The organism is Streptomyces albipurpureus, assembly GCF_023701525.1.
In the GTDB taxonomy this organism is placed as follows: domain Bacteria; phylum Actinomycetota; class Actinomycetes; order Streptomycetales; family Streptomycetaceae; genus Streptomyces; species Streptomyces albipurpureus.
This window is the reverse complement of the sequence record NZ_JAMQAW010000012.1, coordinates 191,028-210,480: the sequence shown is the minus strand read 5'-3', so window position 1 is coordinate 210,480 and position 19,453 is coordinate 191,028. Positions and strand designations below refer to the sequence as shown.

General features: G+C 68.4%; 13 protein-coding genes. All 13 read right to left on the bottom strand.

Annotated features, from left to right (window positions below; all coding sequences use genetic code 11):
* Positions 1-73 precede the first annotated feature (73 nt).
* Positions 74-628, bottom strand: coding sequence for a TetR/AcrR family transcriptional regulator (locus NBG84_RS16645; RefSeq protein ID WP_250920239.1), 555 nt, complete (start codon positions 626-628; stop codon positions 74-76).
* 211 nt (positions 629-839) lie between these two features.
* Positions 840-1,109 carry a 4Fe-4S dicluster domain-containing protein gene (locus NBG84_RS16640; RefSeq protein ID WP_250920238.1) on the bottom strand — a complete coding sequence of 90 codons (270 nt, stop codon included), beginning with the start codon at positions 1,107-1,109 and terminating at the stop codon, positions 840-842.
* Positions 1,110-1,178: 69 nt separating this feature from the next.
* Positions 1,179-2,438 (bottom strand): FAD-dependent monooxygenase, encoded by a 1,260-nt coding sequence (locus NBG84_RS16635; protein WP_250920237.1) that lies wholly within the window; start codon positions 2,436-2,438, stop codon positions 1,179-1,181.
* A 77-nt stretch (positions 2,439-2,515) separates the two neighbouring features.
* Positions 2,516-3,442, bottom strand: a complete 927-nt coding sequence (locus NBG84_RS16630) for a DUF1702 family protein (protein WP_250920236.1) — start codon at positions 3,440-3,442, stop codon at positions 2,516-2,518.
* Positions 3,439-4,449: a DUF1702 family protein gene (locus NBG84_RS16625; RefSeq protein ID WP_250920235.1), complete on the bottom strand. Its 1,011-nt coding sequence runs from the start codon at positions 4,447-4,449 to the stop codon at positions 3,439-3,441. Before NBG84_RS16625 ends, NBG84_RS16630 begins: the two co-directional genes overlap by 4 nt.
* Positions 4,446-5,756: a cation:proton antiporter gene (locus NBG84_RS16620; protein WP_250920234.1), complete on the bottom strand. Its 1,311-nt coding sequence runs from the start codon at positions 5,754-5,756 to the stop codon at positions 4,446-4,448. The genes NBG84_RS16625 and NBG84_RS16620 overlap by 4 nt, the downstream gene beginning before the upstream one ends.
* Before the next feature lie 37 nt (positions 5,757-5,793).
* Positions 5,794-6,717, bottom strand: coding sequence for a DUF1702 family protein (locus tag NBG84_RS16615; RefSeq protein WP_250920233.1), 924 nt, complete (start codon positions 6,715-6,717; stop codon positions 5,794-5,796).
* A complete protein-coding gene (locus NBG84_RS16610; RefSeq protein WP_250920232.1) occupies positions 6,714-7,670 on the bottom strand; it encodes a DUF1702 family protein in 957 nt (318 codons plus the stop codon). The genes NBG84_RS16615 and NBG84_RS16610 overlap by 4 nt, the downstream gene beginning before the upstream one ends.
* Before the next feature lie 3 nt (positions 7,671-7,673).
* Positions 7,674-13,289, bottom strand: coding sequence for a type I polyketide synthase (locus NBG84_RS16605; RefSeq protein ID WP_250920231.1), 5,616 nt, complete (start codon positions 13,287-13,289; stop codon positions 7,674-7,676).
* A complete protein-coding gene (locus tag NBG84_RS16600; RefSeq protein WP_250920230.1) occupies positions 13,282-14,166 on the bottom strand; it encodes a thioesterase II family protein in 885 nt (294 codons plus the stop codon). The genes NBG84_RS16605 and NBG84_RS16600 overlap by 8 nt, the downstream gene beginning before the upstream one ends.
* On the bottom strand, positions 14,163-15,917 hold the full coding sequence (locus tag NBG84_RS16595) for an NAD(P)/FAD-dependent oxidoreductase (RefSeq protein ID WP_250920229.1): 1,755 nt from the start codon (positions 15,915-15,917) through the stop codon (positions 14,163-14,165). The genes NBG84_RS16600 and NBG84_RS16595 overlap by 4 nt, the downstream gene beginning before the upstream one ends.
* A complete protein-coding gene (locus tag NBG84_RS16590) occupies positions 15,914-17,608 on the bottom strand; it encodes an NAD(P)/FAD-dependent oxidoreductase (protein WP_250920228.1) in 1,695 nt (564 codons plus the stop codon). Before NBG84_RS16590 ends, NBG84_RS16595 begins: the two co-directional genes overlap by 4 nt.
* Positions 17,601-19,451: an NAD(P)/FAD-dependent oxidoreductase gene (locus NBG84_RS16585; RefSeq protein WP_250920227.1), complete on the bottom strand. Its 1,851-nt coding sequence runs from the start codon at positions 19,449-19,451 to the stop codon at positions 17,601-17,603. The genes NBG84_RS16590 and NBG84_RS16585 overlap by 8 nt, the downstream gene beginning before the upstream one ends.
* Positions 19,452-19,453 lie beyond the last annotated feature (2 nt).

Here is a 19,453-nt window from a genome sequence, read left to right as displayed (position 1 = left end):
GTCCGCCCCTATCCCGGCGGACCGCCCCCGGCACCCGCCCGCCCGCCCGGGTGGGCGACAGCGGGTGGTGCCATCAGTTCCCGCCGCGGGCGAGGAGTCCGTCCAGTAGATGATCCAGGGCATCGGTCATCTCGGCGCGGGTGGCCTCGGGGTCATCGGAGTGGGCGACCGTGAGCGCGGCTTCGTTGAGTGCGCCGAGCAGGACATGCGCCAGCGGGTGGACGGGACGCGGGGCGAGAGCTCCCTTGGCCATCGCCGCCTCCAGGGCGGTGGTGATCACCCCGAGGCCGTGTTCCTGGCCGATCTCGCGCCAACGCCGCCATCCGAGGACTCCCGGGGCATCGAGCAGCAGGATGCGTTCCGCCTCCGGTTCGGTGAAGGCGTCGAGGAAGGCACGAGCGCCCTCCCTGAGGGCTTGGACCGGGTCGGGCGCGGTCGCCAGGACCTCGGTCCTGATGTGCTGGGTGATGTCCGCCTCGACAGCCTGGACCGTGGCGTCAAACAGGTCGGACTTGTCGCGGAACTGGTGGTAGAGCGCCCCGCGGGTCACTCCCGCCGCCTTGACGATCTCCTCGGTTCCCACACCGGCGTAACCGCGTTCGGCGAACAGCCGCCGGGCGGCTGCCACAAGCGCGCTCCGAGTGGCCCGGGAACGCTCGGAGTGCTTACTGCTGGCTGTTTCCATCCTGCCTGCCCTCTTGAGGTCCGTACAGTCTGCGTGCACTGTACGTACAAACAGCCTGTACGCACTTCATGCGAGGGCTGCTGTACGGCTACCCCACGGACGGCCACCGCTGGGACCCGACAGCCAACCGACCAGTGACGGAGTTCCGGTGGCATCAGGACGTCTGGGCACCGAAGAAGTGGTGGTTGACGGCGATGGAGTTCCGCGACTCCTCCGGCACATCGTCCTCGGGGAAGATCGCTTCCACGGGACACACCGGCTCGCAGGCGCTGCAGTCGATGCACTCGGTCGGGTCGATATAGAGCTGGGTGTGCTCGCCGAAGGACGCCTCGTTGGGGCCGGGGTGGATCGCGTCGACAGGACACGCTTCCCAACAGGCGGTGTCCTTGTTCCCGGCGCAGGCTTCGGTGATCACATAGGCCATGGGAGCCTCCACATGGAAGTGAGGGATGGAACGGGACCGGGTCCCGGGGACCGTCTGGGGTGTGCCCGCTCAGCCGACGTCGGCGAGTCTCGGCCTGGCGGGAACGTCCGGGTCGGTGAGGCCCATGAGGGCGGACAGATTCCGGGGGGAGAAGAACTCCGCCCAGGGGACGGTGTTCTGGATGACTCCGAAGAACCGGTTGACGGCGTCCTGGTCGTTCCGCATCGCGGCGAGCACGTCCTGGAAGGCGGGTTCGAACGGTTCCATGGCGGCATGGTCCACGATGAAGTCGTAGAGGGGCTTGAGTGCCTCGTTGCGCCGGTACTCGTAGGTACGCAGAGCTGTTTCGACGGGCATCCGCCCGGAGAACCCGTCGTCGAGCGCCTGAGCGAGCAGTTCGGCATCCCGGAACGCGTCGGTGATGCCCTGGGCGGTGATCGGGTCCTTGTGGACGCCCGCGTCACCGACCAGGGCCCACCCGGGTCCGAAGGGCTTCCGGAAGAAGTTGGGGCGGTTTCCCGCTCCCATGAACCGGTGCGCGAGTCTCCCGGCTTCGAGGCGCGAGCCCAGGTCGGGAGCGATGTCGTCGACCGTCTTCCGGTAGCCGGCATGCACATCGGCCTTGAAGTCGGCGAAGTCGCGCTCGGGCCGCTCGACGAACACGGCGGCCTGATCGTCATGGGTCGGAAACGCGATCACGGTGCCGCCCGGGCGGGTGTAGAACTCCAGGCCCCTGAGCTCCACGTCGTCCCAGTAGGTGTAGTAGCCGAACGCCTTGGGGGGAACGACGTGGTACTCGGGCGCCGAGACGGTCTGCGCGACGATCGACCGCAGCCCGTCCGCGCCGATGACCATACGCGCCCGCTCGGTGATGGTGATGCCGCTGGCCCCGCGCCCGCGGACCCCCACCACTCGGCCGTCCTCGGTGAGCACCTCCCGGACGGAGAACCCCTCGCGGACGTCGGCGCCCGCAGCCGCTGCCGCGTCGACCAGGATCTTGTCCAGGATCGTGCGCTTGGGCGCGTACAGGGCGGCGAATCCGTCGTCGACCGGGTAGGGGAAGCCCTCCAGGGTGAAGTGGCCGTACCGGTCGAAGCAGAGGTCGAGGACGATGTTCGTCACGGCGGGGCATCGGGAGGCCTCTATCTGGCCGAGCAGGCCCCAGCGCCTGAGTTGGGCGCTGCCCTCGACGGTGATCATATGAGTCGAGACGGTGTCACTGGGGAAAGTGGCCCGGTCCAGCAGCAGCACCCGGTATCCCCTCCGGGCGAGCAGCATGGCAGTGGGTGCGCCGGACACACGGGCACCGATCACGATGGCGTCGTACACGGCTGATTCCCTTCCTTCGGGTGGCTCCGGACGTGAATGGATCAATCGGTGGTGCCGCTCGACCGGTGCTGTCGACCTCAGGCCATGAGCCTGTCCTCGGTGCGCCGGCGCCAGATCTCGTAGGCCGGTTCCACACTGATCACGGGCAGGTCGTGGGCCGCCTGCTCGACGACGGCCGCCGCATCGGAGCCGCTACGACCGCAGAAGACCTCGCAGCCGAGGTCGGTGTGGGCGGCTTGGTTGCCGGCCTTGAGACGTCCCCATGCCGCGGTCGCCGCACCGCGGGCCAGTTGGGGCCGGTAGGCGGCCGCGTGGGTGAGGACCGAACGCAGTGCGGCCTCGTCCGCACCGCCGCCGTAGGCCGATGCCAGGCCCACACCACTCCAGAGGTCCGCGTGCCGGTCGGACGGGAATCCGGCGATGAGACGGGCTACGCGGTCCACCATCGCGCCGCTGGAGAACCACAGGGCCCGGCCCACTCCCTGATCGAAGAACCGGCGGCCATAGGCGGTCAGCCGGGTCGGTACGGCGTGCTGCTCGACATGGCGTCGGCGCTTGAAGAAGGCCTGGTGGAAGCCGTAGCCGTCGGCGGTCACCCAGCCCAGTAGCGGGTCGAGGCGGGCGAGTTGGCTCTCCGGGGTTCGCCCCAGTCGGGCGTAGGCAAGGCCCACACCGACGTAGACGGGGTAGATATGGGGAGCACCGGGCCCGGCGACAAAGGCATCGAGTCGTCGCCGCCACGGTGTGACGGCGTCCAACGCCGCGAGGCCCATACCCGCTCCCTCGAAGGCGAACCCCTTCAACGGGTCCTCCACCGCCTCCAAACGCGCCGCGAGAACGCTCAACCGGGGGTCCTCAAGAGCCGCGTGGTAGCCCTCCATAAGGGAGCACGCCACCGGCGCGAAGCGCTCCCACGCCTCCGGTGCGAACCCCGGCCGGGAGAACACCGCCTTGGCGGAGGGGATTCCGAACAGTCGTCTGCGGACGGTTCCCACAGCGGTCATGCGCCCGGCTCCTTCGCTGTCGAGGCGGGAACCGGTGTGCCGAGCCAGACCGCTCGGATCTCCTGGCGCCACCGTTCGTAGGCCGGTTCGGGGCTCGCACCGTCGGCGATGCCTCCCCGTGCGACGGGATGGCCGGCGCTGTGGGCGATCGCGGCGACCGCCGCCGCTTCCCTCCGCCACACGACGTCGCACGCCAGGTCGGTGTGCGGGGCGGGCTGCCCGGACTGTTCACGGAAGATGGACGCGATCGCGGTGCCGGTGGCGAGGTCCGCGCGATGCTGACCGGCCGCCTCCAAGAGCGTGACGATGGCGTTGCGATCCATGACTCCCGCGGCGTAGGCGCAGGCCAGGCCGATGCCGCTCCATAGATCGCCCTGCCGCCGGGCCGGAAAGGTGTGAATGGTGTCGATGATCCGTTCGACATTGGCCCCGGTGGAGAACCACAGGCTGCGCCCCAGACCGTGGTCGAAGGCGCGGGCCGCGTATCCGTGGATCCCGCGCGGGGTCCGGTGTCGTTCGACGATGTCCCGCCAGGAGAAGAAGCCCTCGTAGAAGCCGTAGCCGTCCATCACCAGCCAGCGCAGGAAGGGGTCCTGGCGGGAGAGGAAGCGCTGTGGGCTGACGGGGACGCGAGGCAGGACGAGTCCCGCACCGATGTAGATCAGACAGCGGTAGGGCGCGCCGGGTCCGTGGATGAACGCCGGCAGTCGCCTCCTGTACGGGAACAGGCTGTCAAGCAGCATCAGCCCCATGCCGGCGCCTTCGTAGGCGATCCCCCGCAGCCCGGGTGGCGATGCGTCCAACCGAGGGACGAGGCTCCTGTGCTCCGGGTGGTCCAGGGTCATGTAGAAGCTGTCCACGAGCGTGCGGGCGACCGGTTCGAAGGTGAGCCAGGTCTTGTCCATGTCCTCCTGGGCGCCGAAACGGTCGGCTGCCATTTTCGGGAAGGCGTCCGCGGACAGCGGGAAGACCGGCTTGAGCAGCGTACCGAGTGGCAGGGGCATCATCGGCCCCCCGGCGCCTTGGCCAGGCTCGTGGCGGTCTCGCCGTCGGCGGCGGTGGCCGCTGGAGGCGGCTGGGAACGGAACCGGCCGTAGACGAACTCGAACAGCGGGGTGGCCATGAGCGTGGTCACGATGGCCATGAAGACCAGGATGGTGAAGAGGGTCGGTGTGATCAGTCCGGCCTGGAGCCCGATGTTGAGCAGGATGAGCTCCATCAGGCCCCGCGCGTTCATCAGGCTTCCCAACGCCAGCGCCTCGCGCTGCGGTTCGTTGTTGAGCCTTGCGGCGAACCAGCAGGCGACCCCCTTGCCCAGCACGGAGACCAGGAGGATGAGCAGTGCCACTCCCCACAGGCTGAGGCTGTTGACGAGGCCGATCTGGGTGTTGAGACCGGAGAACACGAAGAACAGAGGCAGCAGCAGATAGGTGACGAGCGGCTCGAAACCGCTGCGTATGCGCTCGGCGAAGACACCGCGCGGCATCGCGGCCCCGAGGATGAACGCCCCGAACACCGCGTAGATACCGACGTAGTCGGTGAACCACGCCGCCAGCATGAGCAGCGTCAGCACCAGTGCCAGGACATTCGGGCTGACGCCGCCCTCCCGTTCGGCCTTGGTCCCCAGCCGGCTCAGCAGCCGTCTGCCGATGGTCAGCACGGTGATGGCGTAGACGATGCCGCCGCCGACCGCCAGGATCGCGATCATCATGTCGCCCTTGAAGACGGCGAGGACGACGGCGAGCAGGCACCAGGAGACCGCGTCGTCCGTGGCTCCCGCCGCCAGTGCGAGGGTGCCCAGCGAGGTCCCGGTCAGTTTGCGCTCGAAGATGATGCGGGCGAGCATCGGGAAGGCGGTGATGGCGATGGCCGATCCCATGAACAGCATGGCCTGCCAGGTCTTGACGCCGTCGGTGAAGTAGGTGTCGCCCTCTCGCATCAGCAGGGCCGCGGTCAGCGCGCCCAGTATGAGCGGGGCGAGGATTCCCGCCAGTGAGATCGAGACGGCACTGGGTATCCGGTGGCGAATCAGCCCGAGGTCGAACTCCAGGCCGATCAGGAACATGTACAGCACCAGTCCGACCTGGCTGATCACATAGATCATCGTCATGGACGGCCCGGTCGGGAACAGCTTCTCCTGCCAGTCGGGGAACACCACTCCCAACAGGGACGGCCCGAGCAGGACGCCGGCGATCATCTCTCCCACGACCTGCGGTTGCCCCATGCTCCGGACGAGCAGACCGACCAGGCGGCAGGCAGCGAGAATCACGGTCAGTTGTAGGAAGAAATGGATGGCGATTTCCGAGTTGGACACTTTTCCCCCATCTTCGAGGCGGTGCCGACGTGATGGTTCAGACGAACTGACCGCGAATGCGTTGGCGCCAGATCTCATAGGCCGGCTCGACCTCGTCGGTCGGTAGATCGACCAGAGCGGTGGCGGCCAGGTCCGCCGCCTCGCGGCTGTCGATTCCGCAGACCACCTGGCAGGCGATCTCGTTGTGCTCGGCCGTGTTGCCCACCTGGTGCCGGGCCCTGGCCGCGACGACCACGCCTTCCGCGAGTCGCCCGCGGTAGGCGTCCGCACGCACGCGCAGTGCCTTGACCGTCGGTTCGTCCACCCCTCCGGTGTATCCGCAGGCCAGACCGACACCAGCCCATAGATCGCCCCGGCGCAACTCGGGGAACGCCTCGATGGTTGCCACGACCCGCCTGACGTCCGCACCCGTGGCGAACCAGATACTGCGCCCCAGACCGTGGTCGAAGGCGCTCAGCCCATAGCCGCTGAGATGCCTGGGTGTGGCGCGCTCCTGGACATGGCGGCGATGGGCGAAGAAGCCCTCGTGGAAGCCGTATCCGTCGAGGACCACCCAGTTGAACACCTCGTCCCGCAGCCGTCGGCGAAACGGCTCGGGGTTTCGGCCCAGCCGTGCCAGCCCCATGCCGGCACCGAGATAGACCGCGAAGACATACGGGCTCCCGGCCCCGTCCACGAAGCGGCGGGTGCGCTGCTTCCACGGCAGCAGATGGTCCAGGGCCGCGAGCCCGACCCCCGCTCCCTCGTAGGCGAACCCGCGTAGCTCCTCGGGGTACGCGTCCAACTTGTCGACCAGCGTCGACTCCCGCCGGTTGAGGAGGGTGACCTCGCAGCACTCCGTCACGGTGAAGACCACTCTGCTCAGTCGCTCCGCGGTGGCGCCCGAGCCCACCGCGACGGCCGGAAGGTCGGATGGGGTGACCTCGAACAGTGGCCTCATCACGGCACCCAACAGGGTCATGAGGCATCCCCCGCGGCGGAAGGGGAGGCGGCGAGACTGGTCGCCAGGCGTCGCTGCAAGGTGTCGTAGGCCGGCGCGGAAGGCGTGTCGGGCAGGTCCTCGAAGGCTTCGTCGACCAGTCGGGCGGCCGCCTGGCCTGAGATTCCGCACAGCACCTGACAGGCCAGTTCGGTGTCGGGTATCGGGTTGCCGGCGCGAAGCCGCCCCTTGGCCACGAAGGCCGTTCCGACCGCCACCTGGGAGGTGTGCCGACCGGCGGCCGCACGCAGTGCCTCGATGGTCGCCCGGTCGACTCCGCCGACGTACCCGCAGGCCACGCCGATGCCCAACCAGAGGTCGGCATGCCGGTGGGCTGGGAACGCGGCGATCGCGCGGGAGATCCGGTCGGCGTCGGCGCCCGAGGTGAACCAGATGCTCCGCCCGATGCCCTGGTCGAAGACGCGCCGGGCGAAGGCCGACAGATGTACGGGAACCTGTTGCCGCTCCACGAACCGGCGCTGCTTGAAGAAGCCTTCGTGGAAGCCGTATCCGTCCATCACCAGCCACCGCAGCGCCGGATCGGCCAGGCGCCGCATCAACGGCTCCGGCTTGCGGCGCAGTCTGGCCAGTGCCTCGCCCGCTCCGATATGGGCCATATAGATGTGGGGGCTACCGGGGCCGGCCAGATAGGCCTGGAGCCGGGATCTGCCCGGCAGGAAGCAGTCCAGGCCGGTCAGTCCCATGGCCGCGCCCTCGTAGGCGTATCCGCGGAACTCCAGGGGTGTCCGATCCAGCCGTGGGATCAGGTCCTCGAAGTGACTGCCGTCCAGGACCTCGTGATATCCGCCGACCGCGCTGCGCACGGCGGTCTCCAGGTGTTTCCACGTCGGGGTGTCACCCCGGCTGAAGGCGGTCGCCTCCGCGTCCGAGACTCCCATCACGGCACGACGTACTCTCCTCAGCGACAGGGACATGGCTCATCGCTCCCGACGGGTTTCGGTGGGGTCCTGCTCCAGTTCGTCGAGCAGCCGCTCCAACTCGTCGGGAGGCACCCGCGCGAGCAGTGCGGCGAGTTCGTCCTCCTGACGTCCTTGGTCCGGTGTGTCCGCACCGGTGGCGGCCGGTGCGGCGGGGGAGGGCTCGCCAGACTCCTCCTCCAGTACGAGAAGCGGCAGGATCCGGGCCGTGAGGTCGAGGACGCTCACCCCCTGGAGCAGGTCAAGGACCGAGACGTCCACGCGCAGTGTCGCCTCGACGCGGTACTTGACCTCGACTGCCAACAGCGAGTCGATGCCCAGGTTGCTGAGGTTCTCCTCGTCGCCGAACTCCGCCGGGTCCAGCTTGAGCACCAGCGCGGCGACGCTGTGCAGATGTGCCGCGAGTACACCCGGACGGTCTGCTTGCGGTGTGCGCCGCAGGGAGGCGAGTACGGCTTCGGCGCCGGGCCCTTCGTCCGCTGCCTGATGGTCGGCCTGCTCCTGGCCGAGCCCGCCGAACATCGGCGGGAGTCGTCCTGCCATGGACGTCGCCCGGGCGGTTGCCCAGTCGGCTGTGATCGCCACGACATGGGCCAGGCGCTGACCGATGAGACGGCCCAGAATCCGGGTGCCGGCCTCGGGGGTGATCAGCTCGATGCCCCGCCGCGCGTACAACTGCTCCAGGTTGAGCTTCTCCACCATGCCGACCGACCACGGGCCCCAGCTGATGCTCAGCGCAGGCAGGCCCAGGGACCGTCGGTGCTGGGCGAGCGCGTCGAGGAAGGCGTTCCCGGCCGCGTAGTTGGCTTGTCCGGGGGAGGCGATGACGGACCCCACGGATCCGAACAGGACGAAGAACTCCAGCGGGGCGTCGGCGAACAGGCGGTGCAACAGCCAACCGCTGTGCAACTTGGGTCGCATCACCCGTTGGAAGGTCTCCCGGCTCATCCGCGGTATCAGCTCGTCCTCGACGACACCGGCGGCGTGCACGACTCCGGCGATCGGCGGCCGGTGAAGCCGCTGGTGTTCCGCGAACCACGTGTGCAACCGCGCCTCGTCGGCGCAGTCGACCGCAGCGCAGTGGACCCGCACCCCGCTGCCTTCCCACCGCAGCAGTTCGTCGATCAGGTCGCGTTGATCGTGCTCGGCGGGTAGATCGCGCCAGGTGTCGCGCGGGGGAACCGGAGTCCGCCCCATCAGCACGAGGTGGCGTGCGCCCCGATCCGCCAGGAACCGGGCGACCACCCGTCCGAGCGCCCCCGTACCCCCGGTGACCAGGTAGGTCACATCATCGCGGAGGGTCACCGGGAAGGGCGGGGCGATGTTCTCGCAACGCGCCAGACGTACGGCGTACCGCTGCCCGTTCCGGAACGCGATCTGATCCTCACCGTGTCGCGCGGTGAGCTCATCGACGAGGTGGCGTGCCTGCTGAGCGTCCGGCCCTGCGTCGAGATCGACGATGCCGCCCCACATGCCGGTGAACTCCTGGTGCCCGATCACCCGGCCGATCCCCCACATCGGAGCCTGCGACAGCGCGAGCGGCCGCGGGGCGTGGGCGACTGCCTGTGCCGTACGGGTGACCAGCCACACCTGCGGCAGCCGCTGGGTGACCTCGGCCGAGAGCGCCTGCATCAGGTGCAGAACCGAGAGGACGCCCAGGTCCTGGCCGTCCTGGAGTGCCGTGAGCGGGCTGTCCTCGCTGAAGGGCGCATCGAGGCTCCACAGGTGCACGACCTTGCCGATCCCGGTCTCCTGGGCGAGTTTCCCCAGCAGCCACCGGTAGTGCTCGGCGCGGCTGGGGTCGAGCACATAGCCGCCGTCCGGGGTCTCCAGGGGCTCGGGCACCGCGCCGGGTGACACGGTGACGACACGGCGTCCGGCCCGGGTCAGTTGACGTCTCGCCTCGACGCCGACCCCGTTCGTGCCGGTGAACAGGACCCAGGTGCCCGACGGGTCGTCGTCGGCGGCGTCGCCGTCCTTGGGCTCCCGGTCGTCCTGAAGCGGCGCGGGGTGCCACTGGACTTCGTAGAGTCCCTGGTCGATGCGTTCTGGGGTCAGACTGGAGGCGGTGTCGAGGGACTGCGCCCTGAACCCCCGGATGAGGACGAGAGCCCTGCCCCGGGCGTCGCACAAGGAGATATCGCTGACGATGACCCGCGCGTCGGCCTCGGTGACCTCGGCGACCACGAACATCTCCTCGGCCGGGTGACCGAGGACGGTGATGCTGTCGATGCCCACCGGCAGGTAGGGGCTGGACGGAAGGGGCCCCTCCGCCGCCCGTGGCATGGCGGACGTCAGCAGCACCTGGAACGCCGCGTCGATCAGGCTGGGGTGGAACCGGTAGCTCTCCAGCCCGACCCGCACGGGCTCGGGGATCCGCAACCGCCCAACGGCGTGCGACGGGCCGGTGGCGATCTCCTCGACCGTCCGGAAAGCGGGCCCGTAACCGAAGCCCATCTGCTGGGCCAGTTCGTAGAACTCAGCGCGGGGGATGTGTTGTTCACACCGGGCACGCGCACCGTCCAGGTCCGTGTGCGTACGGTCCGGTGGGCGCTGGTTGAGCCGAGCGGTCGCGTGCAGCCTCCAGGCGCGGTCCCCGCCGGGCGAGGCCGCGTAGCTGGAGACCTCGACCCGGCCCGACTCCTGGTAGAGGGTGGTGCGCAGCCGAGGGTCGGCCGTGCCGGGGAGTATGAGGGCCTTGCGCAGTTCCAGGTCTTCGAGGGTGTAGTCGCCTTCGCCGTACACCTCGCGCGCCGCGGCCAGCGCCAGTTCGATGAACGCGGCGCCCGGCAGCACGGTGTGTCCCTGGACCTGGTGGTCGGCCAGCCAGGGCAGTAGCCGGGGGTTGACCTCCTTCTCCCATGTGGGATGGGTGGCGTTGACGTGCTGCCCGAGCAGGGGGTGGACCTCTGTGTAGTGGCGGTCCTCGAAGGCCTCCAACGACTCGTTCCAGTAGCTCTTGAGCTGCCACGGATAGGACGGCAGCTCCACCAGACGGGAGTCCTCGCCGTAGAACACCTCCCAGTTCACGTCCTGGCCCTGGCTGTAGAGGGCACCCAGCGAACCGAGGAGCACCGCGTCGTCGGGTTCGTCGCGCCGCAGGGACGGCACCACAAGCCCCTCCTGCTGTTGCTCCGCGAGCAGTTCGCGCAGGGAACCGGCCAGTACGGGGTGCGGGCTGAGCTCGATGAACCGGGTGTAGCCGTCGGCCAGCATCTGGCGGACGGCCGCCGCGAACAGGACGGTCGCGCGGACGTTCTGCCACCAGTAGTGGGCATCGGCGCCCCGGCCGTCGATGCGGGTGCCGGTCACCGTCGAGTACAGGGGGAGGGCGGCGGAAGCCGGGCGGAGGTCGCCCAGTCCCTTTTCCAGGTCCTCCCGCAGCGGGTCCATGTAGTGGCTGTGGTAGGGGACCTTGACGGTCAGCATGCGGTGGAAGACCCCGAAGGTCTGGAGCTGGGCCGCCATGCCCTCAAGGATTCCGGCGTCACCGGCCAGGGTCACCGCGGTCGAACTGTTGATGGCCGCCACCGAAACAAGGGGACCCGCGTCGGCCACGGCCTGATTGAGGGTCTCGGGGGTCATGCCCACGGCGAGCATGCGGCCGGTCCCGGATGCCCGCTGCTGGAGACTGCTGCGGTAGAAGTTCACCTTCACCGCGTCCTCGAAGCTGAGAACACCCGCGAGGTACTGTGCGGCGACCTCGCCCGTGCTGTGCCCGACGATGCCGTCGGGTTCGACTCCCCACGAACGCCACAGCTCGGCCAGGCCCAGTTGGACCGCGAAGTTGGCTGGCTGGGCGATCTCGGTCTCGTCCATGCGGGATGTCTCCCGCGGTGCGAGGAGCTCATCGAGCAGGGACCACTGGGTGTACTTGCCCAGCTCCCGGTCACATCGCTCGACGGCGGCACGGAAGACCGGCTCGGTCTCCAGCAGCTGTCGTGCCATGGCCCACCACTGGGGCCCCATACCGGAGCAGACGAAGGCCAGCTTGGGCCGGTCCTTCGCAGGAGCGCGTCCGGCCGCGACGCCCCTGGTCTCGTGCCCCGCGCCGTAGGCGCCGAGTTTCTCGGCGGCCTCGGCCGCGGTGGCCGCCACGACCGCGAGCCGGTGGTCGTGGTGGCCGCGGCGTAGGGCGCGGGTGTATCCGATGTCCTTCAGGTCGTGTGCGGTCTCGGCCAGGACACCGCGCAGGGATGCCGCCAGGTCCGCCAGCGCTTCGGGGGCGCGGGCCGACAGCGGTACGAGACAGCGCCGTTGCTCCCCGGCGCGCGGCGCGTGGGACGGCCCGCAGGGCGGTTCCTGGAGGAGCACATGGGCGTTGGTGCCACCGAAGCCGAAGGAGTTGACCCCGGCGTGACGCGGGCCGGGCACCAAGGGCCAGTCGCCCAGCTCGGTCTGGACGTGGAGTTGCAAGTCCTCGAACGCGATGGCGGGGTTGGGTCTGCGGTGGTGCAGTTGCCCGGGTATCCGGCCGTGCTTCAGGGAGAGCGCCGTCTTGATCAGACCTGCCACCCCGGCGGCCGCTTCGAGGTGTCCGATGTTGGTCTTGACCGACCCGATGACCAGGCGCTGACCAGCGGGGCGTCCCTCGGAGAAGACCCGGCCGATCGCGCCGGCCTCGACGGGATCCCCCACCGGGGTCCCGGTTCCGTGGGCCTCGACGTACTGGACCTCGTGCGGCGCGATGCCCGCCTGCCGGCAGGCGGCGCGCATCGCCGCTTCCTGTGCGTCGCCGTTGGGGACGGTGATGCCGTTGCTGTGGCCGTCCTGGGTGACGGCCGATCCGCGGATCAGCGCGTAGATCGGGTCGCGGTCGGCAACCGCCCGCGCCAGCGGCTTGAGCAGGACGACACCGACGCCCTCGCCGCGCGCGTATCCGTCGGCGGACGCGTCGAACGCCTTACAGCGGCCGTCGGGGGAGAGGAATCCGCCCTTGGACTCAGCGATGGTCATATTGGGCGCGATCATGACGTTCGCACCACCCGCCAGCGCCAGCGAGGACTCGCCGTTCCAGATGCTCCGCGCCGCCAGGTGGACCGCGACCAGCGAGCCCGAACAGGCGGTGTCCACGGCCAGGCTCGGCCCCCGGAAGTCGAACGCGTACGACAGCCGGTTGGCCAGCATCGTCATCATCATGCCGGTGGCCGAGTGGGACTGGAGCTCGTAGCGGCTGTGTACGCCGTAGTTCTGGAGCAGCTGGTAGTCCAGGGTGAAGCCGCCCATGAAGACGCCCGTGTCGCTGCCGGCGAGGCTGTCGATCACCTGGCCACCGTCCTCCAGGGCCTCCCAGGCGGCCTGGAGCAGCAGGCGCTGCTGCGGGTCGAGCCAGATGGCCTCGCGCGGGGAGATCCCGAAGAACTGGGCGTCGAACGCGTCGATCCGGTCGAGGAACCCTCCCCGCATGGTGCTGGTCTTGCCGAGTTTGGCGGCGTCCGGGTCGTAGAACTTGCCGGCGTCCCAGCGGTCCGGAGGCAGCTCACTGGTCGCGTCAGCGCCGGCGCACAGAAGGTTCCAGAACTCCGCGGGAGTGGCGCAACCGCCGGGAAGACGGCAACCGATTCCGATGATGGCGATGGGTTCTGGCGGCGCGTCGGCGGGCGGCAGGTCAGTCATGGCGCCTTTCCCCTTCCGCTGGGCGAGGTGCCGACCCGAGCTCCCGGGAGAGCTCGGCCAGCAGCAGGTCCTGTGAACTGTGGAGAAAGAAGTGCGAGCTCGGGAGCATGACGAGCCGAAACGGCCCGTTGGCCTGGGTGCGCCACATATCGAGATCACCGCGGCTCACCCGCACGTCCTGATGTCCTCCGAAGACGGACATGGGCATGGTCAGGGGAGGTTCCTCGCGGTATCGGTAGGTGTCGCAGATCTCCAAGTCCGCGCGGAGCGTCGGCAGCAGAGCGCGCATCAACTCCTCGCTCTCCAGCACCTGCCGAGGCGTGCCCTCCTTACCGAGCACCGTCTTCAGTACCTCGTCGGGCAAATGGTGAATCCTGATGTGGGGGTTGGGCAGCTGAGGTGCCCGAAACGCACCGAGCAGCAACCGGGACGGCAAGGGCGCCCCGGCGCGTCGCAGGCGCCGGGTGAGCTCGAACGCCACCAGCGCGCCCATGCTGTGGCCAAAGAACGCGTACGGCAGGTCCAGCTTCGGCAGGATGGCCTCGTGCAAGGTCTCGATCAGAGGGTCGAGCCGCCGCAGGGCGGGCTCGGTCACCCGGGATTCCCGGCCCGGAAGCTGGGCAGCCCAGACATCGACACCTGCCGGCAGCCCTTCGCTCCAGCCACGGAACGCGGAGCCGCCGCCACCGGCGTAGGGAAAGCAGAACAGCCGGACCGCCGGCCGATCGACGGCGGAGTACCGGACGAACCACCTGTCCACGCCGTGGCCGTCTTCTGTCTGGCTCCGCAGACGCTGGACAAGACGGGCGCGCTTGTCCTGGGGAAGTCGCGCGATGCGCTCGTGCGGGATCGCGCCCTCACCCAGCACGCCGTTCATCGGACTTCTCCCGTGCCGACGGTCTCATCGGCCGGCTGGAGCCTGATCCACTGGTCACTGATCGGCGTCGACTCACGCTCTCGCAGATGAACCTCGACGAGCGACATCAGGGCCTGATCGGACCGCCATCGCCGCGCCTGCTCCCGCTTGGCCGGGTTCCAGGGCTCGGCTTCGAACTCCTCCAGAACCGTCACCACCAACTGGCCCGACAGATGCTCGACAAAACGGATGTTGTCCGCGAACTGCGCGTCCAGGTCGGCGTCCGAGAGACCTGCCGTCATGCCGATGTGGAGGCGGCTCATGAAGTCGAAGTCGTAGAAGCGGACGAAGGGGGTCTGATTGCGTGGTTCATCGTCGACGGCACCCCACTCCCGGAAGAAGCGCTGCACCTCCCGACCGGCCGCGCTGAAGCGGGCCAGGCCGGTCACCATGTCGGGCCGGTCCACCAGGTGCCGCAGCGCGTCGTGGAAGTAGAGCAGCCCAGGAGCAGCCCAGTACACGGCCGTATCCCAGATCACCTTGGCGAGCATGACCCGGGCGTTGCCCATCAGCGCGTACTGGTTCTCGTAGATACTCAGCCAACCATCGGCGATCAACAGGAACACCTGGTTGTGGATCGCGGCGAGTTCCCCGACGTCGTCGCCGTCGAGGGCGTGCGAGATCAGGTCGGTGATCAGGCCGTTGCTGATGGCGATCAGGTCAAGACCCGGGGAGTACAGGGGGTCGAGGAAGACACCGGCCTCCCCGGCGAGGCACCAGCGGTCCTCGGAGAAGACCTGCTCGCAGCTGTAGGCGTAGTCCTTCATGACCCGGAAGTCCTGGAGCTTGTCGCGGTGCTCGCGGATGACGTCCGCGCACTGCGGCTCGTGCTGCCCAAGCCATTCCAGAGCACGTTCGAACTGGTTGAGCCGCTCGAACCGGTGGAGGTCGGGGTCGGTGACGATGCCCACGCTGGTGGATCCGGAGGCGAGCCGGATGAGCCAGACCCAGTAGCCGGGTCCCATCAGGTGGTTGGTGGACAGTTCGCGCCTGCCCTCCTCGATCCTGGCATGCCACTGGGGGTCGTCGGACCACTGATCCACATCGATGGGGCAGCCGACCCTGAACCAGACGGCGTTGGCCCGATGGCCGACCTTCTTGGCCAGACCGAGCCGGCGCTTCAGCAGGGACGTCCGGCCGGTGGCGTCGACCACCCACCTCGCACGGATCTGACGGGTGACGCCGTCGTCGGTGCGGACCTGGAGCCGATGGTGGTCGGCTTCGGGCAGCAGGTCCACGCTCTCGACCTTCGCCCCGGAGACGAACTGGACGCCACGCGCGAGTAGTTCGTGGCCCAGCGCGTTCTCCAGGCGGCCTCGGTCGAGTTGGTAGGTGCCGACCGCCCCCGATGGACGGACCGAGTGTCCGAGTTCCACCCGGCGGGTGATGTCGTCGTTTCCTTCCTTGGAGAAGAAGACCCGCAGCCCGTACTTGTTCAACTGCTGTGACTGCAGATGGTGTTCCAGCCCCAGGATCTGCCGCAGGTAGTAGCCGGCGATCTCCACGGTGGACTCACCCACCTTGTGGGTCGCCTCCGGCACCGGGTGTCCCTGGCGCTCCAACACCACGATCCGAGTGCCCGGACGCTGCTCGCGCAGGTGCAGCGCCAGGGTCAGCCCGGCGGCTCCGCCACCCACCACGGCGACATCCACGACACCATCCGGATCCGCTTCCATCCCGTCCCGCCCGATCGTCGCGCTCTCATCGGTCATGGCGCCACCGCCGCGCTCTGCGCCCCGAGGGTGATCCAGGCGCTGTCGATGGGATCGTCCGGGTCGCGCTGCTGGTACCGCTCGACGGCCTCCCGCAGGAGTTCATCGGTACGCCACTGGCCGATCCGGGCCTTGGCGTCGTCGTCCGCGCCGCGCTGCTCCAGCCGCTCGATGACGGTGCTGACCAACTGACCCGCGAGCTCCTCCAGCAGGATCACATTGCGTCCGAACTGCTCCTCAAGCTCCTCGTCATCGAGTCCGGCGGCCATGCCGTTGTGCAGATCGACGATGAACTCCATCAGGCTGTAGGGATCCGCGAACACATCGGACGCCGGCTCGTTGCTGACGAGGTGCCATTCCCTGAAGAACTCCTGCACCCGGGTGTGCAGCAGCCAGGTGCGCTGGAGGTTGGCGAAGGCCCTGGGGCTCTCGCCCAGGCTGCGGAGCTTGTCGTGGAAGAACAGCAGGCCGGGCACCGCCCAGTAGATGATCGTGTCCCAGATGACCTTCGCCACCATCGCCTGCGGATTGCCCATGACGGGGTACTGGCCCTCATAGGCGACCAACCAGATCTCGCTCAGCACCAGATAGACCTGGTTGTGCGCCACGGTCCGTTCCTGGACGTCCTCGCCCCGGCGGTCCCTGATGACGAGGTCGGTGATGAGTCCGTTGCTGATCGCCATCAGGTCGCCGCCCGATGAGTAGAGCGGGTCGATCGAGACGCCCGCCTCACCGGTCAGGCACCAGCGGTCCTCGGAGTACACCTGTTGGCAACCGTAGGCGTAGTCCTTCATCACCCGGAAGTCCTGGATCTTCGCCAGATGCCGCCGGACCTCGGCCGCGCACTGCGGCTCATGTTCGGTGAGCCAGTCCAGGGCGCGCTCCAGGGTGTTGAATCCCTCGAAGGAGTGGGTCGCGTCGTCGGCGACGATGCCGATGCTCGTCGACCCTGAGGCCAGCGGGATCAGCCAGACCCAGTAGCCGGGTCCCATCAGATGGTTGGTCGACAGGCGGCGCAGACCGTCGCTCACCCGGGCCCGCCACTGCTCGTCCTTGGACCACTGCTGTACGTCGACTTCCCTGTCGATGCGGAACCAGGAGGCGTTGGCGCGGTGTCCCACCGCCCTGGCCAGGCCCAGTTTGCGCTTGAGCAGGCCGGCGCGTCCCGACGCGTCGACGACCCAGCGCGCCTTCAGGGTGCGCTCGTCCTCCCCGTCGAGGACGCGTACGACGTGGTGGTCACCGGTGGTGCTGAGGTCAACCTCCCGAACCTTGCAGCGCTGTCGGAAGTCGACTCCGAGACCGGTGACGATGGTGCCGAGTGCGTTCTCCAACCGGCCGCGGTCGAGTTGGTATGCCGCCAGGGGCGCTTCGGCGATCTGGCCGTACTCGACACGTCTGGTGATGTCCTCGTTCCCCGCGTGGGAGAGGAACATCCGCAGGCCGAACTTGTGCAACTGGTGCCGGTTGAGGTGCTCTTCGAGCCCGAGGACATCGCGCAGATAGTGGGCCTGGATCTCCACACTGGACTCACCGACCTTGTGCGCGGCCTCGGGCACAGGATGCCGTTGCCGTTCCAGCACCGCGATATGGAGATCGGGGTCGGTGCGCTTGAGCTGGAGAGCCAGGGTCAGTCCGGCGATGCCACCGCCGAGAATCGCCACATCGAAGCGTTCGGAGGTCTCAGACATAGCTGACCTCGCTGCTGTGCTGTTCCATGCTGTCCGCTCCGTCCCGTTCGTGACCTGCGGTGCCTTCTCCCGCGCCAGGCTCGCGCAGGACGATCCAGCCCTCACTGGTGCGGTTGCGATGCCTCTCCTGTCGATGGATGGCGATCAGGTCGGCGATCAGGGGGTCGCGCTGCCAGCTCTGGACCTGTGCGATGACCCGGTCGTCGCCGTATCGGTCGCCATGGGCATCGATGACCGCGGTGACCAGTTGACCGGCCAACTGGGCGAAGAGCCTGGTGTTGGCGGAGAAGCGCTCGGGGAACTGATCGTCGGACAGGTCATCGGCCATGCCCGCGTGCAGCTGCACCATGAAGTTCAACGGGGAGTAGAGATCGACGAATCGGGCCTCAAGGGGGGAGTCGTCGATGGCGGCCCACTCGCGGAAGAACGCCTGGACCCGATTGCTGATGTCGGCGAGGCGCTCCAGGTCGGAGGCGACGGAGGGGCTCTCGGCCACCGTGGTGAACTTGCCCTGGAAGAAGAGCAGCCCGAAGACTCCCCAGTAGAAGGAGGTGTCCCAGATGACTTTCGAGACCATCACACGGGCGTTGCCCATCAACGCGTACTGGTTCTCGTAGATGGCGAGCCACATGTCGGTGACGCGCCGGAAGAGCGAGTCATGCACGGACGCCCTGACGGTGACGTCCTCACCGTCGAGGGACCTGGTCACAAGGTCGGCCACCAGCCCGTTGCTGACGGCGATCAGGTCCAGGCCGGGGGAGTAGAGCGGGTCCAGGAAGATTCCGGACTCGCCGGTCAGGCACCAGCGCGCAGCGCCGTCGTAGACCTGGTCGCAGCTGTAGGAGTAGTCCTTCATGACGCGGAAGTCCTGGATCTTGTCGCGGTGCTCCTCCACGGCCTCGGCGCACTGCGGCTCATGCTCTGCGAGCCAGTCCAGGGCGCGCTCCAGGGTGTTGAATCCCTCGAAGGAGTGGGTCGCGTCGTCGGCGACGATGCCGATGCTGATGGCCCCGGACGCGAGCCGGATGAGCCACACCCAGTAGCCGGGCCCCATCAGGTGGTTGGTGGACAGTTCGCGCCGGCCCTCCCGGATTCGGGAGTGCCAATCCGGATCGTCGCTCCAGGTTCCGAGATCGATGGGGTGGCCGACCCGGAACCAGGCCGCGTTGGCCTTGTGCCCCACGTCCTTGCGGAGGGCGAACCGCCGCTGGAGGAAGTGGCCGCGGCCAGTGGCGTCGACCACCCATCGGGCCTGGACGCTGCGCTTCTCGGAGTCCACGAGCAGTTGCACATCGTGCTCTGAACGGTCGGTCGAGAACTCCACCTGAAGCACCTTGCTCCCCGCGCGGAAGTCGATGCCCTCGCGGGCGCAGGCTGCGCCGAGTGCGTTCTCCAGGCGTCCGCGGTCGAGCTGGTAGGTGGCCAGGGGCGGAAAGACCGAGCTGCCCAGTTCGACCCGCTTGGCGATGTCGTCGTTGGCGTGGCCGCTGAAGAACATGCGCAGACCGAACTTGCGGATCTGCTCGGTCTCCAGGTGTGCACCGAGTCCGAGGACGTCACGCAGATAGTGGGCGGCGATCTCCACGGTCGACTCACCGACCTTGTGCGCGGCCTCGGGCACCGGGTGCTCCTGCCGCTCGGCGACCAGTACCCGAATGCCCGGACGTACCCGGCGCAGGTGGAGTGCGAGAGTGAGGCCGGCGGCACCGCCTCCCAGGACCACGACGTCGTAACGGTCGGGCTCGGTGGTTCCCTCGGCGGCGCGTCTGCGGAGTCTCTGGGTGAGCAGAGCCCGCTTCTCGGCGGACAGGTCAGATATCCGATGCCGTGCTGGTTGGGTCATAC